Genomic DNA, 26,823 nt, shown 5'->3' with positions numbered 1-26,823 from the left:
CATTATATAGAAAAATTATATATTTGCTGTGGCATCAAAAGTACGTTCACCCGGGCTGTTGAATTTTCCTATGCCGGCCATATCGATCCTGGATCCCGGGCGCTGTGAGATCATTTACAATCGGTTAACGATCATTACGTTAACAGGAATTTTACACCCCGGAAGGCGTAAAATCCGGGATTGATAAATACCTTTGCACTCTCCATACTTATGATCAGCCACTCATTTGATCATCCTGACCCCAACCTGTAATATTTTTCCCGTAGCCTTCCGAAAGCCAGCTTTATTGTTCACTCTTTAATCATTTAATAACAATGATTGTACGATTCGCCCGTCCTGCGATCAGGATCGCCGTATGCGTAGGGCTACTCGCGTGCGCAGCCTGCAGTAAGGAACCCCTCACGCTGTATACCCCGCCGCCGCCCGAGCCCATTGGAGACACGACGTTTGTAATGAACAATCCCGTCAATGAAGCGCTGCTGCTGTCTCTCGTAAACGATGTGCGGGCAAAAGGCTGCCAGTGCGGAGACACTTTCATGGCGCCCGCGCCGCCCATCCGCTGGAACAAGGCCCTCGAACGCGCCGCTTACCTGCACAGCCAGGATATGGACAAAAACAGTTACTTCTCCCACAACGACCTCCAGGGCAACAACGCCGGCAAACGCATCAGCCGCATGGGTTACTTCTGGCAGGCCTGGGGCGAGAATATCGCCTTGGGAAAACTTACCGAAAAAACCGTAGTGGAAGGCTGGTACAAAAGCGTGACGCACTGCAAGGTGATGATGAGCAGCCGCTTTACAGACATGGGCGTGGCAAAGGTCGGCAACTTCTGGAGCCAGGAAATGGCCAGCCCGAAGCCGGGCAAATAAACGCCTGCATTATTTCCGCAGTTGACCATATGAAAAAAAGATCACACTATATTGATCTTTAATTTGTTATTTTCGTTAACATATTTTTTGCAAGCCTCATGCTTGTTTATTCCGGGTTCGGTTTACCTTTGATCCGGAATAATATTTAACCCTACTCCTCTGAAAAAGCCAACGTGCTTTAACCTCCTTCCTATAAAAAACCCAGTACCTATTCGTTTACAATAACTGGGAAATAATGTCACTGAAACTTGTTCGTTTTGTACCCTTGATCGTTGTTATCAGCCTGTTCCTGGCTTCCTGCGGGAAAGAACCCCTCGTGCAGCCCCGCCAGGAAGAAGAAGAAACCGGCCCCGGCACGGTGGATGTAGTGGAAAACAACGTGGATAAAGATCTTTTACTGCAGCTCGTAAACAACGTGCGCGCCAAAGGCTGCAACTGCAAAGGCACCTGGATGCCCCCCGTGGAGCCCGTGAAATGGAATGTGCTGCTGGAACTGGCCGCAGCCAAACATAGCAACGACATGCGGGATAAAAAATACTTCGATCATACCAGCCCTTCCGGCTCCACGCCGCAATCCCGCGTAACCGCCACCGGCTTCAATTACACCTGGATGGGCGAAAACATCGCCAGCGGGCCTTCGAAAGAAGAAACCGTGATCAACGGATGGCTGGGCAGCGAAGGACATTGCAAAAACATCATGAGCCCGAATTTCAGGGAGATGGGCGTTGGCCGCGCGGGTAGCCTGTGGACGCAGGTGTTCGGAACTTCAAAATAAAAATTAAACCGGCTCATGGCGGGGGCATTTTCTTCCGCCAAAGCCGCCACATAAAATAAATATAACCAGCCAGGCTCAGCACGAACCAGCCGTAAAACAGCCCCATCCGCAGCGGCGTGGATTCTTCCGGCACGGCAAACCCCAGGTAAAGGCCCAAAAACATATTGATCAGCATCCAGAACAGGCCGATGAACACCGTGCGGATGATCTTCACGAAAAACATCATCAGCTGCCAGTCGAACTGATCTTTATTCTCCTCCTGGTCTTTCTGTTCGTCCATACTTTAAAGTTACGGAATACAAAGGTTTACCAGGTCCGAACTATCGCCGCGGAATACGTTAAAATCGACCGTAGTGCGGATGCCGTTCACCCGGCCGATATCGCTGTGCTGCCAGAACACCCAGTTGCGGGCGCTGCGGGGCTTGTCTTTCTGGTAATAATGCGCCACCCAGAGCGGGTATTCGTCAAATTCCTTCCCGAGATACGTTTCGTAGAAATGAATATTGGTGTAGATGATGGGTTTCACGCCGTACGCTTTTTCCATTTCCTCAAGCCAGATGCGGGCGGTGCTGCGGATCACGGCCGGAGGCTGGTTGTTGTGCACTTCTATGTCCAGCACCGGCGGCAGATCGCCGGATTCCAGTTGCACCACGTTCTTAAAATTGATCGCCTGTTTGAGCGGGTCGCGGGTGGAATAAAAAAAATGATACGCGCCGCGGATGATGCCGGCGGTTTTGGCTTTTTCCCAGTTTCGTTTGAAAGTAGCGTCTTGCCGGGTAATGCCTTCGGTCGCTTTGATAAAAGCGAAACTGATCCTGATCTCTTCCACCTGCATTTGCCGCACGGCCATCCAGTTCACGCTGCCCTGGAATTTTGATATGTCGATGCCGTGAATGGAATAATTAACGGGCATGTCTATCCCAAACTCTTCGTAACGCACGAACTGCATCGGCGTTTTATTGCGCAGGAACCACCATGCACCGGCAACTCCGGCCAATACCAGTACAAAAACGAGGATGATAACGGGACGTACGCGTCTTCTTTTTGCCACAGTGGTTGTTAAGCTTTTCTGTTCTCCTTAGAAATCAATCGCAAGTATAGGGCAATTTTGTAAATTTATGGTCCTAAAGAGGCCCGAATTATGCCGAAACCGAACCTGAACGACGCTTTGAACTTCCTTTCCAAATTTACGCTGCGCCGCGGCTGGAACGCCGGAAAGGTGCTGGGAAGCTATTATTGGAGCAAATGGAGAAAAAAGCCCGTACAGTGGGGGTTGCCTATTTCCATTTCTTTCGAGCCTACCACGTCCTGCAACCTGCGCTGCCCCGAATGCCCCAGCGGCCTCCGGGCGTTTACGCGGCCAACGGGGATGCTGGACAACCAGTTTTTCCGCCAAACCATCGACGAGCTGCATAAAGAGCTGCTGTACCTCATCTTTTATTTCCAGGGCGAGCCGTACCTCAACACCGCTTTTCTCGATATGGTGAAATATGCGTCTTCCAAAGGCATTTACACCGCCACTTCCACCAACGCGCATTACCTAACGGATGCGAATGCACGAAAAACGGTGGAAAGCGGGCTGGACAGGCTGATCATTTCCATAGACGGCACCACGCAGGACGTGTACACGCAATATCGTGTGGGCGGGCATCTTGACAAAGTGATCGCCGGGGCGAAAAATATCGTGAAATGGAAAAAGGAGCTTAATTCGAAAAAACCGTTCGTGTTCTTCCAGTTCCTGGTAGTGAAACCGAACGAACACCAGATCGAGGACATCAAGAAGCTGGCGGCGGAGATCGGCGTGGATGAAGTGCGGTTCAAAACCGCCCAGGTATATGACTATGAAGAAGGCAACCGCCTGATACCCACCATAGACAAGTATTCCCGCTATCACCGGAACGAAGACGGCACGTATTCCATTAAAAACAAACTCAGCGATCACTGCTGGCGCCTGTGGCATTCGCCGGTGATCACCTGGGACGGCCTGGTGGTTCCCTGCTGTTTTGATAAAGACGCCACGCATCGCCTGGGCGACCTGAAAAGCTCCAATTTCAAAACGCTCTGGCACAACGATAATTACGTACGTTTCCGTTCGCAGATCATCAAAGGCCGCAAGCATATCGACATTTGCGCTAACTGTAGTGAGGGTACGAAAGTGTGGGGCTGATGTTATTCCTCTCCTCCGGCGCTTTTGGCGCGGGCTTCCGCTTTCCGGCGGTGCCGTTTTGACCGGATATTATTGAAGAGTTTAATGCCGAAACGAACGGCGATAAATTCCAGCGCGGTAAGCGCGGCCTTGGTGAGCATGGACTTTGCGGAGCCGCTCTGCCAGAGGGTTTTGGCCATTCCGCCGAGAAAGCCCATGGCGCCGCTGTTGGCAATGCCGGGCACTACGGAATTGACCGCCATCTTTTTATAATTTCCTTTCAGATGATCGATGCGGTTGCCCAGCTGCTCTTCCAGGCGGCGGCTTCTGTGTTTCAGCCGCTCGATTTCCTGTTCGAGCATCGCAAGGTCTTTTACTTTAACTTTCGCCATGTGAAGGAGGGTAAAGTTTAATCATTGATGATTTTCTCTTTTCTTTTTTCTTCCCTGCGCTCTTCGCGTTTGTCGTCCATTTCCTCGATCTCCTCTACCAGTTCGGCCGCCAGCATATTAGCGAGCGGGCGCTGGATAAGGCTTTTGCGGAAAAAGATCATTAAAAGCAACAACAGGATAAAAAAGCCTGCCGCGCAGGAAAACCCTATCGTCATACTGCCGGTTCGTTCCCCGATCCAGAACCCGAGCACCATGCCCAGGAACACGACCACGAAAAAGAACAGCAGGAAAGCCATGATCAGCGAAAAGAACAAGCCCAACGCTTTCGACAGCTTTCCCGCTGCCTGCAGTTTGATAAGGTCCAGCCGGGTTTCCAAGTATTCCCTGGCTACCTTGCCTGTTTCCGTAAAATAATTGGAAAAGTTATCTTCCATGCATAAGGTTTTTGGATGCCGAAACGGGATCAAGTTAATTCATTTTCCATAGCATCTTCAAATTGTTGCTTTTTTGCACGGAATTTATCCTTCAGTTTGTCTGTCTGGTAACGGAGCTTGCCTACCAGCTCTTCTTTTTTGTCGGAATTGAGGAAATATCCAACAGCTACGCCTACAGCGGCTCCTACGATAAAAGATACCACTGCTTTTGAACTTCTGCTCATAATCAAGAGTTTTTATAAAGTGAAAGATTTGGGTTTTTAAGGAGTACGGGGTGCCCATTCAACTCCACACTAATGGTTACAAACTTTGTTCCATAATTGTTCGGCGTCATGGAATAACCATAAAAACAGCATTTCAGCGCCATTTTGCCAAATCTGGCAAACTTTGTGATCCGGTTAAAATGCCGTAAATTATATAACACCCAGCAACCGAACTATGAGCTATCTCGACAACGAACGCCTGAAACAGATTGTTTTCCTGCTTATCATCGCCTTTATCGGCATCATCCTTTTCAAGGAGCTGTATGCTTTCCTGCCGGGCTTCCTGGGTGCCGTTACGTTCTACGTGCTCTCCCGCAAATACATGTTCCGCCTCGTGGAGGTGCGCAAATGGAGAAAGAACTGGGCTGCCGCCACGATCATGATACTTTCCTTTCTTATCATTCTGCTGCCCATCGGCATGCTGGTGAACATGCTTACTGCCAAAGTGGCTTACGCCATCAAACATTCGGGCGAACTGATCGCGGGGATCGAAAAGATCAATGAGCAGCTGAAACAAAGCGCCGGCCTCGATCTGATGAGCGATGCGCGGCTGCAAAAAATCCAGGAATATATCACCAATGTGCTGCCGGGCTTTGTAGGCGCCACATTCAACACGCTCACCGCCGTGGCCATCATGTATTTCATCCTGTATTTTATGCTGGTGAATGCCAGGGAAATGGAAGAAGCGCTGTATGAATACATTCCGCTGAAAGACGAGAACGTGGAACTGCTGGGCCATGAAATGCAGAACATGGTGCGCAGCAACGCCATTGGTATTCCGCTGATAGCTCTTATCCAGGGGGTGATCTCGCTTGTCGGGTACCTCATTTTCGGCGTGCCCGAACCGGTGTTCTGGTTCGTTGTCACCTGCTTCTGCGCCATGCTGCCTATTATCGGCGCGGCGGCCGTATATGTTCCGATGGGTATTTACATGCTTTCAGGCGGGCAAACGTGGCAGGGTATTGCCGTACTCGCGTACGGGTTCGGCGTAGTAGGCTCCAGCGACAATATCTTCAGGATGATGCTGGCCCGCAGGATCGGCGACGTTCACCCGCTGATCACCATTTTCGGCGTCATCATCGGTATCAGCCTCTTCGGCTTTATCGGCCTGATCTTCGGGCCGCTGCTTATATCGCTTTTTATCGTGCTGTTAAAGATCTACTCCAACGAATATCTCGTGAAAAAACGCGAGGTAAAAGTGGTGAAAACCGCGCACGCCAAGGAAAAACAGATGAAAAAAACGGGGGAATAACTCCACAGATTGTTGATCAGCCCTTGTAATAATTGTTTTCGCCGATATACTTCCAAACCGCGTCCGGCACCATGTAACGGACGCTCTTGCCTTCCTGGATCCATTTGCGGATGTTGCTCGAAGAAATATCCAGCATCGGCGCGTCCACGACCGCAACCTTCGCCCCAAAAGTGTCCGTTACCGGGTGTTCCGGGCGGTTGTATACGTAAATTTCATAGTTGTCCAGCAGCTGGCGGTAGTTTTTCCACCGCGGAATATTCTGAAAACTGTCGCTTCCCATGATCACGACAAATTCCTGCGTCGGGAATTTTTCGGTCATGTAGGTGAGGGTATCGATGGTGAAGGAAGGGCGGGGGAGGGAAAATTCGATATTGCTTACGCGCAGCCGCGGTTCGTCCTGCACCGCCATTTCGGCCAGGTGCAGGCGGTGGTGCTCGTTGAGCAGGCTGGAAGAGGCTTTCAGCGGGTTGTGGGGCGACACTACCAGCCAAACCTTATCCAGGTCCGTATGATACGCCATAAAATTAGCGATGATCAAATGCCCGGTATGGATAGGATTAAACGATCCGAAATATAAACCGATTTTCATGGAGGCAATATACCTAAAATTGTTTGCTCACTCCAATGGTTTGAAGTGCTCAAACACGTGCCCGCATTCCCGGCAATAATGGATGGCCCTGCAAAGCGTGCTGCCGAAGGGCGAGCGCAGGTAAGTGTTTTTGCTGTTGCAATGCGGGCAGGCGGTATGCATGAGAATTTCCGAATAGGCTTCCCCGTTATAGACCTGCGGCGGTGCGATGCCGAAGTTTTTCAGCTTTTCTTTCGCCGCCGGCCCCATACGATTGCTGTGCCAATGCGCTTCTTTGTCGATCTCGACGGTCACGCTGGCGCCCAGCTCCTTTTCCACGGTGGTGCGGATGTTCTGCCGGATCAGCTCCACGGCCGGGCAGGCGGAAAACGTCGGGATCATTTTAATCAACACTGCATCGCCGTCGCCCACCTTCACGGAGGTGATCATGCCCAGGTCCAGCACGTTGAGCACGGGTATCTCCGGGTCCATCACCTGTTCCAGGGCTTTGTATATTTTTTCTGCCGTGATCGTCATATTGATTGATTACCAGACCGCTTCCGGGTCGAGCCTGAAAACGTATCCCATTTCATCCAGCAAAGGCTGGAGATATTCGGTATGATATCCTTTGCGGCCGCCGTAGGCGGGCGTTACCGATCCTTCTGAAGGCAGGTTAAGGCCTGCCACGGAAAGGATGTTGTAGGTCCTGTCCAGCCACTGCTCTTTCAGCGTGGCTTCGCCGGCGTAAATTTTTTCGTTCACCAGCAACGTTTCCGCTTCGGGGCTCGGCTCGAAAATGCCCAGCGCCAGCGGGAAACAAACGTTAAGGGCGGATTGCATCCTCGCGTAACTTTCTTCACCCGCGCGGCACAGCTGCGTGATCCAGGCGTTGGCGTGCAGCGTATGATATTTTATTTCCCCTTTCAGCTTCCGCGCGGTGAGCGCGAGCGGCTCGAAAGTGCTTTGCTGCAGATGTTCCCAGCGCACGGCCTCCGCATGGTCGAACAGGAAATGGCGCACCAGGCTGAAATCGTATTCCCCGTTGGGCATTTCCACGAGGTGGCAGCAACGGTAATCTTTTTCGCCGCGGAGGAATGCGAAGCGGTCCGGCTCCGTGCCGCCCAGGTTTTCGTGGAGGATGCGGTAAAGCGCCCAGGCATGGCCGATCTTGTCCTGCGCCATGGAAGAAAATGCGATGTCTTCCTCCATGATCGGGCCGAGGCCCGTCCATTCGGAGTTGCGATGGCCCTGTATCAGCGCATCGTCCGCCATGGCGGTAAGCATTTGACTGATGGCTTCATTCCTTGTCATGCGTCGATTTTTTGAATTTGTTGATCTTCTCCATCACCTTGAAGCCGCTGGCGTCGCGGTAGGTTTTATCGAGATTGTTGGCGAACATGTCTTCGTCTTCGGTATCAAAAGAGAGAATATCTGCGCTGCGCACCACCCAGAGATTCACGCACTTTTTTCGCCGGGCGAATTGTTCTTTCGCGAAAACGAGCGCCAGTTGGGCGTTTGGAGCATGTACGCAACCTACGTGCTCGTGATGGGCGCCGCGTTTTTCCTGGTGAAATACTTCAAAAACGTTCCAGTTCTCTCCTTCGTGTACGGTAACGGGTTCCCCGCCGGTATTGAGTTTGAGGCGTTTTACGCGCGGGTCTAATGATTGGTTATCCATGGTTGGTATATTGTTAAGCGACCGGCGCGGTCGTTTTTTCGGCCGGGTTCATTAATGCCTTGCGTACCCAGCGGCCATGTTCTTCGGCCCATTTCCGCACGTCGAGCCTTTCTTTGTTGCAGGGGCCGCCGCCGTTGATCACCTTTTTGAACAGGTCCCAGTCCGGGTCGGAATAACACCATTTGCCGGTGACAGGGTCTTTTTTCAGGTTTTCATCCGGCAGGCTGAGGCCGAGGTCCCATATCTTCGGCACGTAAGCGTCGAGGAACTGGTTGCGCATATCGTCGTTGCTGGCCATTTTCACTTTCCACTGCATCAGTTTTTCACTGTGCACGGAATTTTTATCCGGCGGGCCGAAGAAATGCATGATGGGCTGCCACCAGCGGTTCAGCGCGTCCTGCACCATGGCGCGCTGCGCGGGCGTACCGGTGGCCAGTTCGATAAATGCGTCGTGGCCTTGTTTGAGATGAAAACTTTCTTCGTAGCAGATCCTTTCGAGGGCGCGGCAGTAGGGGCCGTAAGAACCTTTTGCGTTGGCCACCTGGTTCACGATGGCGGCAGCGTCTATCAGGAAGCCGATCACCGTCACGTCTGCCCAGGTTTCCGCGGGATAATTAAATACGTTGGAATATTTTGATTTTCCGCTGAGCAGATCGTTGATCATGGCTTCACGGCTTTTGCCCAGGGTTTCGGCCGCGTTGTACAGCAACTGCCCGTGGCCGATCTCGTCCTGCACTTTGGCGATAAGCGCCAGTTTGCGCTTGAATCCCGGCGCGCGGGTGATCCAGGTGCCTTCGGGCAATGCGCCGATGATCTCGGAATGGGCATGTTGTTCTATCAGCCGGATCAGCTGCCTGCGATATTCAGACGGCATCCAGTCCCCGGGCTCTATCTTTTCACCCCGGGCGATGCGCGCTTCAAATTCCACGAGCTTTTCAGGATCGTCGTGCAATTGCTCTTCTTTCAACTGCCGTTTGTCGGGCTCGTCGAAAATATATCCGCCTCCATACATGGAATGATTGTTTTGGTAATCCTGTAATTTACTGAATTTTGCACTATCGCCCAATTTGGTATTCCGGCTCCCATTGCGGATTTAACAAACTTTTTTGCCTGTCTTGCAGCACATTTCCGATCTTTAATATTGCATGATCACGACTGCCATCGCACTGTTTTGCTGCTGCATTTCCAGCCTGCAAAGCCCCGAAAAGGGCCGGGGGAAAACCGCGCCCGTGGTCAAGGTCGTTTTTGTGGAAGAAAACCGCGCGGAAAACCCTGCGTCCGACACGCTTTTTTATCATCAGCGCCACATTTCGCCGGACGATTTTAAAGGCAGAAGCAGCTCTTCCGGCCGCAGCGAAGCCGTGAGTTATACCAGTTTCGCGTTCGACGGCAGCACCCGCAGTTATCGGGACACGCTGGAGATCCGGCTGGTATTGCAGGTGTTCTGGGTAAAAAGCGCCTCCTGGGCGCGCACCATGCCGCCCTCCCGGCTCACGCTCGAGCACGAACAGCTGCATTTCGACATCACGAGGCTGGCAGCCGAGCGTTTCCGGCAAAAAGTACTGTCTATGCCGCTCACGATCGACGATCACGACAGCCGCATCCAATACGAATACCTTGAATCTTTCCGGGAAATGAACCGCCTGCAGGAAGATTTCGACAATGCCGTGAACCAGGGCAGGAACCTGGCGGCACAGCGGGACTGGTTTCGCCGCGTCAGGGAAGAGCTGCGCAGAACGGGCGTTTCAACGCCGGAGATGTAACGTTTTATTTGTTGAATTCCTTCACCACTTCCAGCACCGCGCCCGCGGCGCGATAAAAAAAAGAAAGGTTGATCTTTTCAAATTCATCGGTCACTTTGTGGTAATCGGCGTGGTCTTCCACCCCGAAATACAGGAAGGGGATCTTCGCTTTGTGAAACTCGTAATGGTCGCTTTGCGGGATCCAGTTCTGGCTGCCGTCTGATGTTTTATCGTGACCCAAAGGCAGGTTCACCTCGCTGCGGGCCGCCGCCGCAGTTACCGGGGCTTTCAGCGCGGGATAGGGCGTAGTGCCGCAAACGTACAGTTCGTTTTTATCGTTATGGCTCACCATGTCCATGTTGATGTTCAGCACGATCTTCGATGCGTGCGCCGGCGGACGGGCAACAAAAGCTTTTGCGCCCTGCAGGCCCATTTCTTCGGCATCGAACAGGGCGAAAATGAGGTTGTATTTCGGGGGATGATCCTTGTAATATTTCGCGATGGCGAGCAGCGTGGCCACGCCGGAGGCGTTGTCGTCCGCGCCGTTGAAAATGCTGTCTGCCGTATTGCCGGTTTTACGTGTGCCAACGTGATCGTAATGCGCGGAAATCACGATGAAGCTGTCTACCCGGCCAGGGATATACCCGTACAGATTCGTGCCCATGATCCTGTCTTGCCCGCGGTTGAAATAAAAAGGCTGTTCGAAGGTGTTGCTGAACTGACTGATCTTCAGTTGTTTCAACCGGTCCAGCAGGTAAAACTGCGCCAGGCGGTTGCCTTTGGAGCCGGTTTTTCGCCCTTCCATTTTGTCGGCGGAAAGGGTTTTTACGTCTTTCATCAGCTGGGTGGAATCTATCTGTGCGTGCGCGGCAAGGGTAACGAACAGGCTCAGCGAAGCAAGGATGTATCTCATGATGCCGGGTATTTTATCAAAAATACGGATTCGCCGGTTCGAAAGATATAAACGCTTCGCTTTACAAAAAACAAAAACCGCCTGCAAAACGCCGGCGGTTTTCCGAAACAATTATCGGGGCGATTATTTGAAGATCTCAAACACGATCCAGCTGCAGACATACGCGATGGCCGTCATATACACAAACTGGATGACCGGGTATTTCCAGCTCTTCGTTTCCCGCTTCACAATGGCCAGCGTGCTCATGCATTGCATCGCAAAGGCGTAAAATATCATCAGCGACAATCCTGTTGCCAGCGTATACACCGGCGTACCGTCTATCCGCGTGGCCGAAGCCATTTTTTCACGCAGCGTGGCGTCCGTTTCATCTGCCTCGCCTACGCTGTACAGCGTCGCCATGGTGCCTACAAACACTTCGCGGGCCGCGAAAGACGTGATCAGCGCAATACCGATCTTCCAGTCGAAACCCAGCGGCTTTACCGCCGGCTCGATCGCATGGCCCAGGATGCCGGCATAGGAGCTGGCCAGTTTCTCGGACTGGAACTGGTGGTCGAGGTCGGCCAGCTGCGTGCTGTCGGTGGTTTGCGACTGCAGCAGCTCGTATTTGGCATGCACAGCCTCCATGGGTTTGGAAGGACCGTAAGAAGCCAGGAACCAGAGGATCACGGAGATCACCATGATCACCTTACCGGCGTCCATCACGAATATTTTCGCTTTTTCCACCATCGTGGTGCCTACGTTTTTCCAGCGGGGCGCGCGGTAAACGGGCAGTTCCATGATGAAATAACTTTTCTCCCTGATCTTCACGAACAGTTTCATGATTGCAGCCACGAGAATGGCCATGAAGAACCCGAGCAGGTAAAGCCCCATCATCACCAGGCCCGGCAGGCTCAGGAAGCCCAGCACCGGTTTGTCTGGTATCACCAGCGCGATCATGATCGTATAGATCGGCAAACGCGCGGAACAGCTCATCAGCGGCGTGATCATAATGGTGATCAGCCTTTCCTTGCGGTTCTCGATATTTCTTGCCGCCATAATCGCAGGCACGGCACAGGCCACGCCGCTGATCAGCGGCATCACGGATTTGCCGTTGAGGCCCACCTGGCGCATCAGGCGGTCGGTGAGGAAGCTGATGCGGGCCATGTAACCCGTGTCTTCCAATACCGTGATCAGCCCGAACAGGATCATGATCTGCGGAATAAACACCGCGATACCGCCAAGACCGGCAATGACGCCGTTCACCAGCAGGTCGCTGAAATTATTTTCCGGTAAAATGCCGGACACCCAGCCGCTGAGCGAGCCAAAAGCCGCTTCGATCAGGTCCATCGGGTAACTGGCGATCCAGAAAATGCTCTGGAACAGCAGGAAAAGCACGGCCAGCAAAATGGCGTAGCCCCAGAAACGGTGCAGCAGCAGGTTGTCTATCCGCTCGGTTTGCAGCTGTTGCTGCAAAGGATCGGTTTCCACGACCGTGCTGTTCATAATATGTTTGATGCGGGCGTAACGCTGCATGATCTCGTCTGCCTGCACTTTGGTTTTGTTGAACTGCTGCTGGTGCTGAAGATTGCGGATGGACTGCCGGCGGGTTTTGCCGAGAAATTCCAGTTCGTCGTAATTCACGGCCACGTGCAGCGCCGCGTAATCGCTCAGCCCCGGAAGTTCCTGTTTCACCCCGTCTATCACGCTTGGCGCCAGCTGGTGGTTTTCAATAAAATCCCTGGCGGGTGCGCCGAATTTTTCCTGCGCGATCAGCTCAATATTCTTTTTGAGTGCGGGAAGGCCCTTGTTTTTTCTCGGGTTGATGGCCACCACGGGCACGCCCAGCTCTCTTTCCAGCCCGGCCAGGTCTACTTCGATGCCTTTTTTCTTGGCGAGGTCCATCATGGTGAGGCCGATAATAACGGGCAGTTTCAGGTCGATAATCTGCGAGCAGAAAAGGAGGTTGCGCTTGAGGTTGGAAGCATCGGCGATGATGAGGACCATGTCCGGTCGGTCTTCCCCGTCCGGGTTCAGCAGCACGTCGTAGGTTACGAACTCGTCCGCGCTTTTGGGATAAAGGCTATAGGTACCGGGCAGGTCGATGATATTGGCCATCAGCTGGGGATTGATCCTGGAAATGCCGGTTTTTTTATCCACCGTTACCCCCGGGAAATTACTCACCTTCTGGTTTAATCCTGTCAGCGCGTTAAAGAGAGAGCTCTTACCACTGTTCGGGTTTCCGACCAGTGCAATGTTAATTGGTACCTTCATCCTTATCTGATCCTTCAATTTTTGAATATGCAAAACTAGCAATTAAAAGCCGGGCAGAATGATCGGATCGGGAAAAATGGAGGAACGGCGGCCCGAAAGCCTTCTTTTCAATAAAAAACCGCGGTGGATACCGCGGTTTTGTTTCAATTTATGTGAAACTAAACTTATTGTGACGAATTTTTGCTGTTTTAGCGGGTAAATGCATTGGCGAATACCATGCTCAGCAGGGCGACGCCTGTTGTGCGCCGGTCTTTCACCGAGCCGGAATCTTTCTGTTTGCTGTCTTCCACGGGGGTGGTATTTTCAGCCGGGGGCGTTTTTCCCGGGGTATCGTTTTCCCTGCGCGGGCCCTGGTAGCGGTAATTCTGGTATACCGAATCGGTGCCGCGGCGCACGGGATCTTCTTTCACTTCAGGCTCCCATCCGTTTTCGTTCATGTATATCCTGGTCTCGTCATCGTCGTTCCAGTCGTAATCGCGGTTGTTCCTCCACCATTTGTGACCCCAATCGTTCACCATGTGGCGCACGCCGCGGTCTATCGTAAAGTCGCGGCCTTTGGGCACATACAGGTAGATATCCACTTCCTGGTTGCGATAAACGGAATTACGCGGAATGGAGAAGCCGCCGGGAATATACAGTACGGAATCCTGCTGATGGATGCGGTAGCTGATCTCGTTGGCCAGCATGGCTGCCTGGCTGGAAGTACGGCCGTGGGATGACTTTCTCACTTCCAGCGCGAAGCTGTCTGTAGGGCTGGGCCTGAGATACAGCCTGATGTCGCCGATGATGGCGGTATCGTCTACCACACGGAGATTGCCGTCGAAAATGTTCAGGTCGTCTATCACCAGCATGTCTTCCGCTTTGCGGATCACGAGCCGGCCTTTGGAAGGCTGTGTGATGGCGACGGGCTCCTTCACGTAACGTGTGGCGCCGGTGAAGTCGCGGGTGACGGAAACGGCCAGCCACACGGCGAATACAATGCCCAGGATCCAGAAGAAACCCAGGGTGTAACCTGCGTATTTATTTGTCTGTTTGATACCGGTCATTTTGCGCACGAGGAACAATATCAGCGCCAGGATGGGGATACCGATCAGCAGTGCGAGGGCGGGCCAGAACAGGAAAGTTTGCGGGCCGGCGTCGAAAATGAGGTCTTTAACCGGGATAAGGACCGCGGAAAAGATGGCAGCCATAATGAGCGTCACCACCAATACGAAGAGCATTACCACGCCGAGGAACAGGAAGAACCCTTTAGCCATGAAGCCGATGATGTTCAATATTCCCCGGAAGAACCCTTCTATTGCAGAACCGGCATCTCTACCGAACTGTTTCCCGCGGCCCTCCGAAAAATTTCGGACATCGTCTCCCATTTTTTCCATGCGGCTGCGGAAGGAGTTCATTTCTTCCTGTACGGTGTTCTTGATATTGTTAAGGTCTACCCGCTCGCCCCGCATTTCGAGTTTTTCCGCGGCCGTAACGGCTTCGGGCGTGGCGAACCAGAGGATGAAGTAGAGCACGATACCGCCGCCATAAAGGCCGATGGCCATCAGGGCGAAAATGATGCGGAACACGATGGGGTCCACATTAAAATAAGCGCCGAGGCCGGAGCAAACGCCACCCAGCACTTTGTTGTCGGTATCGCGGTAAAACCTTTTACGCGGGCGGATGTACGGAGCGAACGATTCTGTGGCGGAAGAAGAGGTATTGGACTGATTCGCGTTCGTACTTCCACCGGCCTCTTCCCCGAACTGCTCGGGCGTGCCCATGGATGTTTTAATGGCCTGCACATCTTCATCGGTGATGCAATGTGCGCCTTTACGGATTTTATCCTGGAAGATCTCCGCGATGCGGCTTTCAATATCCCCTACGATTTCATCTGCACCCTCTTCCTGCGAAAAATAACGCTTCAGGCTGTCCAGGTACTGCCGCAGGATCTCGTAAGCCGAATCCTCGATCGGGATCAGGCGGCTGGACAAGTTTATATTGATGATCTTTTTCATTTTCCAATCGTGTTTTTAGGTTTTAGGTAAACGGATGGACGTTTATTGGATGGTGTTAGGTTGAGTGAGTTGCTGCACGGCGTTGGCGAGTTCGTTCCAGGTGTTTTCCAGGTCCCGGTAAAAGAGCTCACCCTTTTCGGTCATGGAAAAATATTTCCGCGGGGGGCCCGAACTGCTTTCCACCCAGCGGTAGGTGAGCAGTTCCGCATTTTTGAGACGTGTCAAAAGCGGGTATAAGGTCCCTTCCAGGATATCCAGCTTCGCTTCTTTCATTTTTTCAATAATGTCTGAAGGGTAAGCCTCGCCTTGCTTGATGATGGAAAGGATGCAGAACTCGAGCACCCCTTTTCTCATCTGTGATTGTGTGTTGTCTATATTCATGGCAAGTGAGCTTTTATTAAAAGGCCGACGGTTTTATCAGCCTGACGACACAAAGATATGAACTATTTACTACTATGCAATACACAATACCATACGTTGCAAACTAATTTGCTTTAAATATTACCGTTGAAAGAGCGTAAAATGCGCTACGGTGGCTGGTTTTACGGAATTCCCCCGGCCGGAAAAGGAAACGGGATTTGTGATGAACGGTTTGTAGGGAGGATGAACATATACCAGGACGAACAACTATAAGTGGCAGGTTTAGAATCAATTGCAAAACGATTTAACATTTTTTTGACCTTAGGGAATATGATTTGTAGATTTAGGAGGTTATTTTTGCTTTTGTATAAGATTTTGATGAAAAAGTTACTCAGTACATTTCTCGTTAGTCTGATGTGTATTCAGATGCTTCCTATCAAGGAAGTAGGGAAACTGCTGTTTAATAACCAGATCGTGGAAGAGCATGTGGAAGGCGGGTGTTCCTCCAAAGGCCCGAAGCTCACCAGCGACCTCAGCTTTCACCGCCAGTCTGAATTGGAAGCAGCCATGAGCCCCGAATTGTTTCTAAGCACATTAAATTATAATTATTACGAGGAGATCCCTGCGAGCCCGATCCAGGAAATCCAAACGCCGCCCCCCAACGTGGCCCGTGCTTAATTAACCCATACGTGGCGTATCCGCCATGTTTTTCCGTTTCATTATTATTCCAAGAACAGATCCAGCACCGATCCCGCAACTGCGGCTGATGCTATGGCGATGTGCATAACCGCAGACGCGCGGCGGATGCACGGCTCCGTATATCAGCACGGCTTTGGCGGACCCGGTCCTGCCTGCATCCAATGACTGCATGCCTCCCAGGAACGGCTTCAGTGCCGCGATCTGTATAAACCATTCATCAGATGAGTACGAAGACTTCTATCTTCTCCAATATCAAGGGCGATATGTCCTCCGGCCTTGTGGTTTTTCTTATTGCCATCCCGTTGTGCCTGGGCATTGCCCTCGCTTCCGGCGCGCCCCTGTTTGCCGGGCTTATTTCCGGTATGCTCGGGGGTATCGTGGTAGGCTTTTTCAGCGGCTCCCAACTTAGCGTAAGCGGCCCCGCGGCTGGTTTGATCACCATCGTGGCCGCGGCGATCCTCAAACTGGGCTCCTGGGAAACCTTTCTGCTCGCGGTTTTTCTCGCCGGTGCGATCCAGCTGGTGCTGGGCTTTGTTAAAGCCGGCGTGATCGCCAACTATTTTCCTTCCAACGTAATTACCGGTATGCTCACCGCTATCGGCATCAGCATCATCCTAACGCAGATCCCGCATGCCGTTGGGCACGACGAACAGGCGGAAGGCCAGCTGGCATTCATCCAGGTGAGCGGGGAAAACATCCTTTCCTCCGCATTGAGCAGTATCCGACATATACAGTTAGGCGCCACCATCATTACGATCGTGTCTATCCTCATACTGCTTTACTGGTCAAAAATTCCGAAAGCCGGCGCCATTCCCGCAGCCCTGGTGGCCGTTCTGGCCGGCGTTGGCCTCAACGAACTGTTCATCGCTACAGGCTCCAGCCTCGCGCTCGAACAATCGCACCTGGTAACGCTGCCCGTAGCAGAATCTTTCAACGGTTTCATCAGCCAGTTCTCCCTGCCCGATTTCAGCCACCTCCTCAGCGGCCAGGTTTGGATCGTTGCCGGCACCATCGCGCTGGTAGCTTCCATCGAAACGCTGCTGAACCTTGAAGCCACAGACAAACTCGATCCCCTCAAAAGATATTCGAACCCGAACAGGGAACTGCGTGCCCAGGGTATCGCCAACATGGCCAGCGGCCTGATCGGCGGTTTGCCCATCACTTCGGTGATCGTTCGTTCTTCCGCCAACATCAACGCCGGCGGCCGTACGAAACTCGCTACCATGACGCATGGTACGCTGCTGCTGGTGTGCGCCGCGCTCATCCCCGTGCTGCTGAACCACATCCCGCTGTCTACCCTCGCGGGCGTGCTGCTGGTAACCGGTTACAAACTGTGTAAACCCACGGTTTTCAAAAGCATGTTCGCCAAAGGCAAATACCAGTGGATCCCCTTCCTCGTTACCGTAGGCGTGATCGTATTCACCAACCTGCTCGTGGGCGTGGCGGTAGGCCTCTGCGTAAGCGTGCTGTTCATTATGGTCGGCAACATGAAAGCGCCTTATTTTTTCCATAAAGAAAGATACCGCACCGGCGACCTGTTCAACCTCGAGCTGAGCCAGGAAGTGTCCTTCCTCAACAAAGCCAACATCCTGCTTACGCTGGACAAAATGCCGGAGAACTGCACCGTGGTGATCGACGCCAGCAAAACCGTCTACATCGACCAGGACGTGCTGGACATTATCCGCGAGTTCACGCAGATCAAGGCGCCGCAAAAAAACATCAAAGTGGTGCTGAAAGGTTTCAAGGATGCATATAAGGTCAACAATACCGACCATCTTTTCCTCGAGAACAAGGAAGAAAAGGAAAAACCGGTTGTGGCGATCACGAACGGCACGCACAAAGACCTTTTGAAAGAATTATCAGTCAACTAAACATACGGCAAGGGCCTTTTCAGAAAAGTGAATCAGTAAACGTAAAATCATCAGTAAAAAACCCATGATCATGAAAACACTCAATAAAACCGTCTTAAGCAGCCTTACGCCGGCCACCGCACTTGAACTGCTCAGGCACGGCAACGAAAGGTTCGTTCAAAACCTTCGCGCGCACCGCAACCTGCTTGAACAGGTGAATGAAACAAAGGAGGGACAATGGCCTTTCGCCGCCATCGTAAGCTGTATGGACAGCCGTACTTCCGCCGAGCTGATCTTTGATCAGGGCCTGGGAGACATTTTCAGCATTCGTTTAGCCGGCGCAGTTATTTCAGACAATGTGCTGGGCAGCCTCGAATATGCCTGTAAAGTGGCCGGTTCAAAGATCATCGTGGTGCTGAACCACTCTCACTGCGGGGCCATCAAAGGCGCCTGCGACGGCGTCGAAATGGGCAACCTCACCGGTTTGCTGGGCAAGATCCGCCCGGCCGTGTTCCAGGAAAAAACTTTTAAGGAAAACCGCAATTCCAAGAACCACGAGTTTGTGGACGCGGTTGCGAATATACATACTGAACGCTCGGTACAAGCCATACTCGAGCAAAGCAGCATTCTCGCGGACCTGATCGACCGCGGTGAAGCAGGCATCATAGGAGCCATGTATGATGTTGAAACGGGCGTGGTTACTTTCCACGAGCATACCAAGCGGATAGGACAGCCGCAGCAAGTGGAAGCCCAAACCGCCTGAATCTGAAAAAGCAAAAGCCGGAAGAGCAGTCACTTCCGGCTTTTTTATGTCTTTTCGTTCCTGAGATCACATGTATTTGTCGCCCTTGTGGCGTTTCACTTCCGCTACATATTCCTTGATCTGCTGTTCGTTTTCCTTTTTGCAGACCAGCAGCACGTCCGGCGTATCTATCACGATCATATCGTCCAGCCCCTGAAGCAGTACCAGTTTGTCGTTCGGCGCTTTCACCATACATTTTGTGGCATCTATCACCATCACGTTTTTTCCCTGCACGGCATTGCCGAGATAATCCTTTTCCAGGTTCTCGTAAGCGGAAGCCCAGGTGCCAAGGTCGCTCCAGCCGAAGTTGGAAGGGATCACGTATACATTGTCCGCTTTTTCCATAATGCCGTAGTCGATGGAAAGGTTGGTGCATTGTGAATAGATGCGGTCGATCACGTCTTTTTCCCCGGGGGTGTTGAGCACTTCTTTTTCGGCAACGAACAGCTCGTCCATTTCGGGCAGGTGCTCGGCGAACGCCTGCAGGATGGATTTGGAGTTCCACACGAAAATGCCCGCGTTCCAGAGGAAGTCCCCGCTTTTGAGGAAAGTTTTGGCCAGTTCGAGGTTCGGTTTTTCGGTGAACGTTTTCACTTTATAGACATTATCCGCCACCTGTTCGGTTTCGAACTGGATATACCCGTAACCGGTGTCTGGCCGGGTGGGTTTGATGCCCAGGGTGAGCAGGGCGTTGTTTTTCTGGGCGAACAGCAGCGCGTTGAGGCAGGTGCTGGTGAAGCTGGTGGGGTCCATAATGAGGTGGTCCGCCGGGGCGCAGATCATGCTGGCTTTGGGGTCCTTTTTATGGATCTTGTGGGAAATATATGCCACGCAGGGCGCCGTGTTTTTGCGTGAAGGCTCGGCCACGATATTGCCGGCCGGGAGGTTGGGCAGCTGTTTGCCCACCAGGTCCACGTACTGGTGATGCGTGACGATATAAATATTCTCTTCGGGGATAAACTGCGTGAACCGTTCATAGGTCCATTGCAAAAGCGTTTTGCCCGTATTAAGGATATCGAGGAACTGTTTGGGGTAGTCTGTACGGCTATACGGCCAGAAACGGCTACCAATACCTCCGGCCATGATGGCCACATAAAAATGCTTGTTCAACGGTGTCATCTCTCAAATAATTCCTTCTCGGATTAAATCGTGTAAATGTATAATTCCATGATACTGCTCATCTTTCATGACCAGTAATTGCGTTATATCGTATTCCCGCATCAGTTCGAGGGCGTTTACGGCCAGCTCGTCGTGCCGGATGGTTTTGGGGTTGCGGCTCATAATGTCGGCCGCCGTTACCTCTGTCGCGTCCAGGTTCTTTTCGAGCATGCGGCGCAGGTCGCCGTCTGTAATAATGCCCAGAAGATGATCCTCCTCATCGGTTACCCCGGTAACGCCGAGCATTTTGGAGGAGATCTCCAGGATCACTTCCCGCAGGCTGCTGTTCAGCTTTACTTTCGGTACCTGGTGCAGCCGGCTGACGTCGCCCACCCGGAGGTAGAGTTTTTTCCCCAAAGTGCCGCCGGGATGGAACCTGGCAAAGTCTTCCGCCGTAAACCCTTTCATTTCGATCAGGCACACCGCCAGCGCGTCGCCCATTACCATCTGCGCCGTGGTGCTGGATGTTGGGGCCAGGTTGTTGGGGCAGGCTTCCTGGCTCACATACGTATTCAGCACAAAATGTGCCGATTGCGCCAGGTAAGAATCCAGTTTGCCGACGATCGCGACCAGGATATTGCCCAGGTTTTTGACCAGGGGCACCAATATTTTTATCTCGGGCGATTCCCCGCTTTTGGATATGCATACCACCACATCGTCCGGGGTGATCATCCCCAGATCGCCGTGAATAGCGTCCGCGGCGTGCATAAACAAGGCAGGCGTACCTGTGGAATTAAGAGTAGCCACTATCTTTTGGGCGATGATAGCGCTTTTACCGATGCCGGTGATCACCACGCGGCCCTGGCAGCTGGCGATCAGCTCCACCGTTCGTTCAAAGTCTTCATTGATAAATTGCTCCAAACTCCCGATGGCGGCAGATTCCAGCCTGACGGTCCTTTTTCCTGTTTCCCGGATATTTACGGTAGTCTTCTGTTTCATGCGACAGCTGCAAATTTATCATTTTTTAGCCAAGGGCAACGATCATATAAATTATATTGACACAAAGGGGTTTTTTTGGTAATTTCGTGTCCCCCAAAAATACATGTTGAATATTTTTCATCTATGGACGGGCGGATTATCGCCCTGGTTTACAAGTAAAATCTTAATGTGATGGCTGTTGCAAAGGTTAGTTTGTTGGATGCATTACACGAACATTTTGGGTTTGATTCCTTCAAAGGGAATCAGGAGAAGATTATTAAAAGCATACTTTCCGGAAAAGATACATTCGTGATCATGCCAACAGGCGGCGGTAAATCGTTATGTTACCAGCTGCCGGCACTGATGAGCCCCGGGGTGGCGCTCATCGTGAGCCCGTTGATCGCGCTGATGAAAAACCAGGTGGACCTGATACGTTCATACAGCAGCAAAGACAATGTGGCCCATTTTCTCAATTCCACCCTTACCAAGGCGCAGATCAAAAAAGTGCGCACCGACCTCCAGTCCGGCAAGACCAAAATGCTGTACGTAGCGCCGGAAACGCTTACCAAACAGGAAAACATTGACTTTTTCCGCGAGCTGGAGATCTCCTTCATTGCGGTAGACGAGGCGCACTGTATCTCTGAATGGGGTCACGATTTCAGGCCGGAATACCGCCGGCTGAAGGAAATGATCGACCTGGTCGGCAGCAATCTGCCTATTATCGCCCTCACGGCCACCGCTACGCCCAAAGTGCAGAGCGATATCGTGAAGAACCTCGAGCTGCGCACGCCCGAAGTGTTCATTTCCTCCTTCAACCGCCCCAACCTCTATTACGAGATCAGGCCGAAACGCAAAAAAGACCAGACGATCAAGGAGATTGTCAAATTCATCCACCTGCACAAAGGCAAAAGCGGCATTATTTACACGCTCAACCGCAAAACCACGGAGGAACTGGCAGACATGCTCGTGGCCAACGGCATCAAGGCCGTAGCCTATCATGCCGGGCTGGATTCAGGCACGCGCGCCCAGCGGCAGGACATGTTCCTGCTCGAGGAAGTGGAAGTGATCGTGGCCACCATCGCCTTCGGCATGGGGATCGACAAGCCGGACGTGCGTTTCGTGATACATTACAACATTCCGAAAAGCCTGGAGAATTATTACCAGGAAACCGGCCGCGGCGGCCGTGACGGGCTGGAAGGGCTTTGCCTCTGTTTTTATTCTTATAAGGACGTGCAGAAACTGGAGCACCTGATGCGCGACAAACCGCTGTCTGAACGCGAAATGGGCGCCCAGCTCATTAACGAAACGGTAGCTTACGCCGAAAGCGCCGTTTGCCGCCGCAAAGTGATCCTGCATTATTTCGGTGAAAAATACGAAACGGAAAACTGCGGAAAATGCGACAACTGCCGCAACCCGAAAGAAAAAATAGAAGTAAAGAACCGCGTGGTGATCGCCCTGAAAGCGATTTCCCGCCTCGAGGAACGTTTCGGCTCCGATTATGTGATCAATATCATCACGGGTAAATCCAATCCGCAGATCAGCACTTTCCAGCACGACAAGCTGGACGTGTTCGGCGAAGGAAAAGAATTCGACGCGCATTTCTGGAACTCGCTGCTGCGGCAGATGATGCTCGAAGGCCTTATCGAAAAGGATATCGAAGAATACGGGCTGCTCAAGATCACGGAAAAGGGTAAAAAATTCATGAAAAAACCCTTCTCGATTTACGTGGCGCTCAATCACCAGTTCGACGAAGAAGGGGGAGAAGAAGAGGAAAACGCGGGCGGGGAAACCGTTCAGTCGGCAGACACCGTGCTGTTCGAAATGCTGAAAGAGCTCCGCAAAAAAGTAGCGAAGGAAAAGAACCTGCCGCCGTTCGTGATCTTCCTCGAAACCTCGCTGGAAGACATGGCCACGCAATATCCCACCACCGTACAGGAGCTTGAAAAGATCCAGGGCGTAAGCAAAGGCAAGGCTATCCGTTACGGTAAAAAGTTCGTGGACGTGATCTCGAAATACGTGGAGGAAAACGACATTGTGAAGCCGGACGATTTCGTGATGAAAAGCGTGGTGAACAAAAGCGGGCTGAAAGTTTTCATCATCCAGAACATCGACAAAAAGATGCCGCTGGAAACCATCGCAAAAAACAAAGAGCTGAGCATACCGCAGCTGCTCGATGAAATGGAAACCATCGTGGCAAGCGGCACCAAGCTGAACCTGGATTATTGCATCGATGAAGAGCTGGACGATTATGCGCAGGATGAGATCATCGAATATTTCAAAGGCTGCGAAACGTCGAGCCTGCAGGTGGCGAAAGACGAACTGAAAGAAGGGAACTATACGATCGAACAGCTGAAACTCGTTCGTATCAAGTTTCTCGTCGAATACGGCAATTAACGCGGGTGAAACAATTTTTTCATAACCTATTGGTTTTTTGAAAGATTGTCTTACTTTTGCATTCCCCTTTACAAACGGGGTGCCCGGTGTGGTAGCTCAGTTGGTAGAGCAAAGGACTGAAAATCCTTGTGTCGCCGGTTCGATCCCGGCCCTCACCACAGAAAATTGAAGCTTCGAAGTAATCACTTCGAAGCTTTTTTCTTTTTATAGCCGTCATTCACCCCTTGCGGTTTTTTTTGTGTCTTCTTATATAACAATGTTCTAATTATCCCTCCTGAAATTCTGGTTTTTCGGTACCTATCACCTGCTTATGCACGGCAAAACCGCTGTAATATGATAAAAAACAGCGATTCGGCGCGTATCCTTATTGGGTATGTATCTATAAAACAGTGATAATAATCAACCAATTAAAAAGACAAAGATGATTTATTTTTCGGGGCCGTGTAAAAACGAGGCCGGCTATAAAAGTCTTACCGGTCAAAGTTGTGAAGACGCCATTTCACTGACGGGAGCCTATGATTTTTATTCTTATGCCGAATTGTGTGCGAGTTCGGAAAAATGCGTGCTGATAGCGGCGGATGACTTCCCCAGGGTAACAATTACGATTGATTACGACAATATGCGGTTACAGCGCACGATCAACTATTCCGCAAAAACGATCCGAAACGATGATTTTATATTGACCCAGCATAAGACAGGGAAGGGTACTTGCATTTTTGTAAACCAAGTGCTCACGGCGGACAGGCAGGGATTTACACTGCTTTCTGTTTCAGCCACAGGAGGAACGGAGGCATTGACTTTTTTCAACGGGCATATTACCTGGGCGAAAGTCGGATACTTCCTGGTTGGTCACAGTCTTGAAAAGTACCGTAACCGGCTTGCGGAACTGGGTGTTGAATATATGCCGATCCATCTTTTCATCAAGGCTAAAAACATACCCTGCAAAGGCGGCGGCGAAATCGCTTGTGGATATACATACTGGACTACGCCGGGTAACGGTTTTTCCTGGCTTGGTGAATTTAATACACGCAAAGGGTCTGATAACAGGAAAATATTGTTCGAATACGTAAAACCCAAAATAGAAGAACTGGAGAAAAAGCTGGAAGACCGCAGGCGGGATTTCGAACGGGCAAAGGGGCCTGAAAAGGAAAAGATGGAAAAAGAACTTAAAGACAGGGAAACATCTATCCGCTATTTAGCAGCTAATGTAGATCTGCTTTATTAAAGCGCCACGGCGTTCGTTCAGTGCATCCAGCAGCGTTTCGATATTCTCATTTTTAATGGAGCTCATGTACTTCCTGTCACCAGGGGAAGAATGTTCGAATGCTTTGTCGAAACCCATTACAGCAACATCAGACAATAACCCGATCTGTTTTAAAACCGCCACATATTCTTCTTTCGCAGCATCATTTTTTACATGGGCGCGGAAGCCGATCTTTCCATCACCGACAGGCCGGTTGGCGCTGCAGCGGTATGCACGGGAATGATAGCTTGTATATTGCGGCCCTGACGATGTTTTGGACGAATCGATCCTGAATGCGCGGGGTGATTTGCGATTGGTGTTCATAATTCAGCAGTTCTGGATTCCAAAGTGAATTTCCTTTTCATGTGGTTCACAGAAGTTATCTGCGATTATAGCGGACGAATAAGCCTTTCAAAGATATAGCCTTTTTGAGAGCCACGCACTCATTTTGAAAGAAAATATGTCACTGGTTATCATTCAGCAATTTGCCACTGCCCAGAAGTTCCGCGCGATCGACCCCCAGGAAACCGGCAATTGCAAACAACTGTTGCAAAGCTGGCTGTGACGTATTGGTTACCCATTTGCTGACTGTTTGTTCACTTACACCTATCGCCTCCGCTATATCTTTGTTTTTCCGGTTCTTTTCCGCCAGTATTACGCGAATCCGGTTATACTCGATCCTATCTTTAGCCATGCGCCAAAGATAGAAACCTGAAATTTATTACTTAACCGGGTGTAATTATACTTTAATGCAATTTATTAAATCTAAAAGATAAATACAACTTTTATTACTAAATAATATCTTACAGGCACTATTTGTCGCTTATCAACTCTTTTTTTCGGATATTTAATAAAATTTACTTTTAAATTACATTTATCGCCGTCAGCTTCGCTTTTGTCGCTTGTATGGAAATTTTTTAGCGCTTTAAAGTGTTTTTTTTGATTCTTAATCTCCATTCCCCGGATGTTTTCTTTTTCCATCAAAACCTTTTATATTTCGACTTTCCTTTATACCTGCAACACACCATGCCAAACACTCCGGTTACCCTGTTAAAAACAGCTGCGCACCTGTACAAATTACGCCGGCAGCTGAGGAAACAAAACAGCTATTTCCGGCAACACCTGCCGCCGCTGCTGGCTTCGCTCGAAGCCGGGCAAACGGATGCTTTCGATCCCTCTTCCGTAAAAAGATTCAATAAATACTGGCAGCTCGCCCTTAACCTTGTCTGCAACAGCTTTTACGACCTCATGGGCAAACAGCTCAGCCGGCAGGAACACCAACGCATCCTGATGATGAGCGTTTTCGGGCCGTTGTACGACGACCTGTTCGACGACAATATTCTCAGCCACGAAAAAATAGAAGCGTTTACCCTGCACCCCGAAAACCACGAGCCGGCCTCATTCAAAGAACACGCGCTGCAGAAAATCTACCTGCTGCTGCTCAGCCAGGCGCCGGACAGGCAGAAACTCCTGCAGCATATGCACCTGGTGTTCGTGTGGCAAAAAGCTTCCCTCAAACAACTGCACCGCGGCATCGAAGAAGAAGAACTGTACCAGATCACCTACCGCAAAAGTTATCATTCCATCCTGCTTTTTCATTCCATTCTCGATCATTACCCTTCCGAAGCCGTTTTTGAAATGCTTTTCCCCATGGCAGGGCTGCTGCAACTCACCAACGATGCATTCGACGTGTACAAAGACATTCAAAGCGGCATCTATACCATTCCCAATCTTTACCTGGATTACGACCGCATCCAGCAAAAGTTCCTCCGCGACGTTGCCGAATTTAACCGCACGCTGGCGCGGCTTCCTTTTATTCCCGAAGCAAAAGGCAATTACAAAATCACCATTCATGCACTGCACGCCATGGGCTGGATGGCGCTGGAACAATTAAAGGAAAATACCCGCCACGCCGGCAATCACGAAGCGCTGAGCCTGCTCAGCCGCAAACAGCTGGTGTGCGACATGGACAATTTCCCGCAAAAACTCCGTTGGATAAAACAGGTGAAAGAGCTCTCCAATCACCAATAAATTGTTTTTTGTCTCCCGCCGGTACAATCGATTGCAATTGTGGTGTTAAGCTGCTTTTTTTCTGTGGAAAAACGCTTTTTAGCGGTAAA

At 51.2% G+C, this 26,823-nt stretch carries 30 protein-coding genes and 1 tRNA gene; 12 read left to right on the top strand and 19 right to left on the bottom strand.

Translation table 11 applies throughout. The annotated features are described in order from the left end of the window. Positions 1-314 precede the first annotated feature (314 nt). Complete coding sequence (locus tag J7I43_RS11825) at positions 315-869, top strand: CAP domain-containing protein (protein WP_209145883.1); 555 nt, start codon at positions 315-317, stop codon at positions 867-869. A gap of 235 nt (positions 870-1,104) precedes the next feature. Continuing rightward, positions 1,105-1,644, top strand: coding sequence for a CAP domain-containing protein (locus J7I43_RS11820; protein ID WP_209145882.1), 540 nt, complete (start codon positions 1,105-1,107; stop codon positions 1,642-1,644). A 13-nt stretch (positions 1,645-1,657) separates the two neighbouring features. Here J7I43_RS11820 and J7I43_RS11815 read toward each other — a convergent pair whose 3' ends face one another. After that, a complete protein-coding gene (locus J7I43_RS11815) occupies positions 1,658-1,924 on the bottom strand; it encodes a hypothetical protein (RefSeq protein WP_209145881.1) in 267 nt (88 codons plus the stop codon). Between the two features lie 9 nt (positions 1,925-1,933). Beyond that, positions 1,934-2,695: a glycoside hydrolase family 25 protein gene (locus J7I43_RS11810; protein ID WP_209145880.1), complete on the bottom strand. Its 762-nt coding sequence runs from the start codon at positions 2,693-2,695 to the stop codon at positions 1,934-1,936. A gap of 90 nt (positions 2,696-2,785) precedes the next feature. Between J7I43_RS11810 and J7I43_RS11805 the strand changes: the two genes are divergently transcribed. Further along, a complete protein-coding gene (locus tag J7I43_RS11805; protein ID WP_209145879.1) occupies positions 2,786-3,811 on the top strand; it encodes a radical SAM/SPASM domain-containing protein in 1,026 nt (341 codons plus the stop codon). A 2-nt stretch (positions 3,812-3,813) separates the two neighbouring features. Here J7I43_RS11805 and J7I43_RS11800 read toward each other — a convergent pair whose 3' ends face one another. From J7I43_RS11800 to J7I43_RS11790, 3 genes are read right to left on the bottom strand one after another with little or no spacing between them, the layout of a single operon-like run. Beyond that, positions 3,814-4,182 (bottom strand): hypothetical protein, encoded by a 369-nt coding sequence (locus tag J7I43_RS11800; RefSeq protein WP_209145878.1) that lies wholly within the window; start codon positions 4,180-4,182, stop codon positions 3,814-3,816. A gap of 17 nt (positions 4,183-4,199) precedes the next feature. Further along, the gene (locus J7I43_RS11795; RefSeq protein WP_209145877.1) at positions 4,200-4,616 is read right to left on the bottom strand and encodes a hypothetical protein; all 417 of its coding nucleotides are present in this window, start codon (positions 4,614-4,616) and stop codon (positions 4,200-4,202) included. A gap of 29 nt (positions 4,617-4,645) precedes the next feature. Beyond that, positions 4,646-4,840, bottom strand: coding sequence for a YtxH domain-containing protein (locus J7I43_RS11790; RefSeq protein WP_209145876.1), 195 nt, complete (start codon positions 4,838-4,840; stop codon positions 4,646-4,648). Between the two features lie 214 nt (positions 4,841-5,054). On the opposite strand from J7I43_RS11790, the gene J7I43_RS11785 reads away from it, so the two are divergent. Further along, complete coding sequence (locus J7I43_RS11785) at positions 5,055-6,131, top strand: AI-2E family transporter (protein ID WP_209145875.1); 1,077 nt, start codon at positions 5,055-5,057, stop codon at positions 6,129-6,131. 16 nt (positions 6,132-6,147) lie between these two features. Here J7I43_RS11785 and nadD read toward each other — a convergent pair whose 3' ends face one another. The 5 genes from nadD to paaA are packed head-to-tail and all read right to left on the bottom strand — an operon-like array spanning position 6,148 to position 9,389. Next, a complete protein-coding gene (gene nadD / locus J7I43_RS11780; protein ID WP_209145874.1) occupies positions 6,148-6,720 on the bottom strand; it encodes a nicotinate (nicotinamide) nucleotide adenylyltransferase in 573 nt (190 codons plus the stop codon). Between the two features lie 27 nt (positions 6,721-6,747). After that, positions 6,748-7,236, bottom strand: a complete 489-nt coding sequence (gene paaD, locus J7I43_RS11775; RefSeq protein WP_209145873.1) for a 1,2-phenylacetyl-CoA epoxidase subunit PaaD — start codon at positions 7,234-7,236, stop codon at positions 6,748-6,750. A gap of 9 nt (positions 7,237-7,245) precedes the next feature. Beyond that, positions 7,246-8,010 (bottom strand): 1,2-phenylacetyl-CoA epoxidase subunit PaaC, encoded by a 765-nt coding sequence (paaC, locus tag J7I43_RS11770; protein ID WP_209145872.1) that lies wholly within the window; start codon positions 8,008-8,010, stop codon positions 7,246-7,248. Further along, positions 7,997-8,377 (bottom strand): 1,2-phenylacetyl-CoA epoxidase subunit B, encoded by a 381-nt coding sequence (locus J7I43_RS11765; protein ID WP_209145871.1) that lies wholly within the window; start codon positions 8,375-8,377, stop codon positions 7,997-7,999. The genes paaC and J7I43_RS11765 overlap by 14 nt, the downstream gene beginning before the upstream one ends. Before the next feature lie 13 nt (positions 8,378-8,390). Next, positions 8,391-9,389, bottom strand: a complete 999-nt coding sequence (gene paaA, locus J7I43_RS11760) for a 1,2-phenylacetyl-CoA epoxidase subunit PaaA (RefSeq protein WP_209145870.1) — start codon at positions 9,387-9,389, stop codon at positions 8,391-8,393. Between the two features lie 133 nt (positions 9,390-9,522). Between paaA and J7I43_RS11755 the strand changes: the two genes are divergently transcribed. Continuing rightward, complete coding sequence (locus tag J7I43_RS11755) at positions 9,523-10,140, top strand: hypothetical protein (RefSeq protein WP_209145869.1); 618 nt, start codon at positions 9,523-9,525, stop codon at positions 10,138-10,140. Between the two features lie 4 nt (positions 10,141-10,144). Here J7I43_RS11755 and J7I43_RS11750 read toward each other — a convergent pair whose 3' ends face one another. From J7I43_RS11750 to J7I43_RS11735, 4 genes are all read right to left on the bottom strand, one after another. Then, entirely contained in the window at positions 10,145-11,032 is an 888-nt protein-coding gene (locus J7I43_RS11750; protein ID WP_209145868.1) for a M20/M25/M40 family metallo-hydrolase, read from the bottom strand. 123 nt (positions 11,033-11,155) lie between these two features. Then, positions 11,156-13,282, bottom strand: a complete 2,127-nt coding sequence (feoB, locus tag J7I43_RS11745; RefSeq protein ID WP_209145867.1) for a ferrous iron transport protein B — start codon at positions 13,280-13,282, stop codon at positions 11,156-11,158. 188 nt (positions 13,283-13,470) lie between these two features. After that, entirely contained in the window at positions 13,471-15,279 is a 1,809-nt protein-coding gene (locus J7I43_RS11740; protein WP_209145866.1) for a PspC domain-containing protein, read from the bottom strand. A 42-nt stretch (positions 15,280-15,321) separates the two neighbouring features. Further along, positions 15,322-15,660: a PadR family transcriptional regulator gene (locus J7I43_RS11735; RefSeq protein WP_209145865.1), complete on the bottom strand. Its 339-nt coding sequence runs from the start codon at positions 15,658-15,660 to the stop codon at positions 15,322-15,324. A 405-nt stretch (positions 15,661-16,065) separates the two neighbouring features. Here J7I43_RS11735 and J7I43_RS11730 point away from each other — a divergent pair, with 405 nt between their 5' ends. The 3 genes from J7I43_RS11730 to J7I43_RS11720 all read left to right on the top strand — a co-directional run bounded on the left by J7I43_RS11730 (position 16,066) and on the right by J7I43_RS11720 (position 18,951). Further along, the gene (locus tag J7I43_RS11730; RefSeq protein ID WP_209145864.1) at positions 16,066-16,317 is read left to right on the top strand and encodes a hypothetical protein; all 252 of its coding nucleotides are present in this window, start codon (positions 16,066-16,068) and stop codon (positions 16,315-16,317) included. A gap of 242 nt (positions 16,318-16,559) precedes the next feature. Then, complete coding sequence (locus J7I43_RS11725; RefSeq protein ID WP_209145863.1) at positions 16,560-18,209, top strand: SulP family inorganic anion transporter; 1,650 nt, start codon at positions 16,560-16,562, stop codon at positions 18,207-18,209. Positions 18,210-18,279: 70 nt separating this feature from the next. Beyond that, the gene (locus J7I43_RS11720; protein WP_209145862.1) at positions 18,280-18,951 is read left to right on the top strand and encodes a carbonic anhydrase family protein; all 672 of its coding nucleotides are present in this window, start codon (positions 18,280-18,282) and stop codon (positions 18,949-18,951) included. Between the two features lie 66 nt (positions 18,952-19,017). Here J7I43_RS11720 and J7I43_RS11715 read toward each other — a convergent pair whose 3' ends face one another. Continuing rightward, complete coding sequence (locus J7I43_RS11715) at positions 19,018-20,109, bottom strand: mannose-1-phosphate guanylyltransferase (RefSeq protein WP_209145861.1); 1,092 nt, start codon at positions 20,107-20,109, stop codon at positions 19,018-19,020. A gap of 3 nt (positions 20,110-20,112) precedes the next feature. Continuing rightward, on the bottom strand, positions 20,113-21,087 hold the full coding sequence (locus J7I43_RS11710) for a KpsF/GutQ family sugar-phosphate isomerase (protein ID WP_209145860.1): 975 nt from the start codon (positions 21,085-21,087) through the stop codon (positions 20,113-20,115). Between the two features lie 171 nt (positions 21,088-21,258). Here J7I43_RS11710 and recQ point away from each other — a divergent pair, with 171 nt between their 5' ends. The 3 genes from recQ to J7I43_RS11695 all read left to right on the top strand — a co-directional run bounded on the left by recQ (position 21,259) and on the right by J7I43_RS11695 (position 24,685). Continuing rightward, positions 21,259-23,460: a DNA helicase RecQ gene (recQ, locus tag J7I43_RS11705; RefSeq protein ID WP_209145859.1), complete on the top strand. Its 2,202-nt coding sequence runs from the start codon at positions 21,259-21,261 to the stop codon at positions 23,458-23,460. Positions 23,461-23,545: 85 nt separating this feature from the next. Beyond that, positions 23,546-23,618, top strand: a tRNA-Phe gene (locus tag J7I43_RS11700). A gap of 263 nt (positions 23,619-23,881) precedes the next feature. After that, positions 23,882-24,685 (top strand): hypothetical protein, encoded by an 804-nt coding sequence (locus J7I43_RS11695; RefSeq protein WP_209145858.1) that lies wholly within the window; start codon positions 23,882-23,884, stop codon positions 24,683-24,685. Here J7I43_RS11695 and J7I43_RS11690 read toward each other — a convergent pair. The 3 genes from J7I43_RS11690 to J7I43_RS11680 form a co-directional block, all read right to left on the bottom strand. Beyond that, a complete protein-coding gene (locus tag J7I43_RS11690; RefSeq protein ID WP_209145857.1) occupies positions 24,656-25,027 on the bottom strand; it encodes a hypothetical protein in 372 nt (123 codons plus the stop codon). The genes J7I43_RS11695 and J7I43_RS11690 overlap by 30 nt on opposite strands. A gap of 139 nt (positions 25,028-25,166) precedes the next feature. After that, on the bottom strand, positions 25,167-25,397 hold the full coding sequence (locus J7I43_RS11685) for a helix-turn-helix transcriptional regulator (RefSeq protein WP_209145856.1): 231 nt from the start codon (positions 25,395-25,397) through the stop codon (positions 25,167-25,169). 71 nt (positions 25,398-25,468) lie between these two features. After that, positions 25,469-25,684, bottom strand: coding sequence for a hypothetical protein (locus tag J7I43_RS11680; RefSeq protein ID WP_209145855.1), 216 nt, complete (start codon positions 25,682-25,684; stop codon positions 25,469-25,471). Positions 25,685-25,729: 45 nt separating this feature from the next. On the opposite strand from J7I43_RS11680, the gene J7I43_RS11675 reads away from it, so the two are divergent. Next, positions 25,730-26,734, top strand: coding sequence for a class 1 isoprenoid biosynthesis enzyme (locus J7I43_RS11675; RefSeq protein ID WP_209145854.1), 1,005 nt, complete (start codon positions 25,730-25,732; stop codon positions 26,732-26,734). Positions 26,735-26,823 lie beyond the last annotated feature (89 nt).

It is taken from the genome of Chitinophaga chungangae (genome assembly GCF_017742215.1).
In the GTDB taxonomy this organism is placed as follows: Bacteria; Bacteroidota; Bacteroidia; order Chitinophagales; family Chitinophagaceae; genus Chitinophaga; species Chitinophaga chungangae.
The sequence above is the reverse complement of the archived record's forward strand: the minus strand, read 5'-3'. Positions and strand labels throughout refer to the sequence as shown.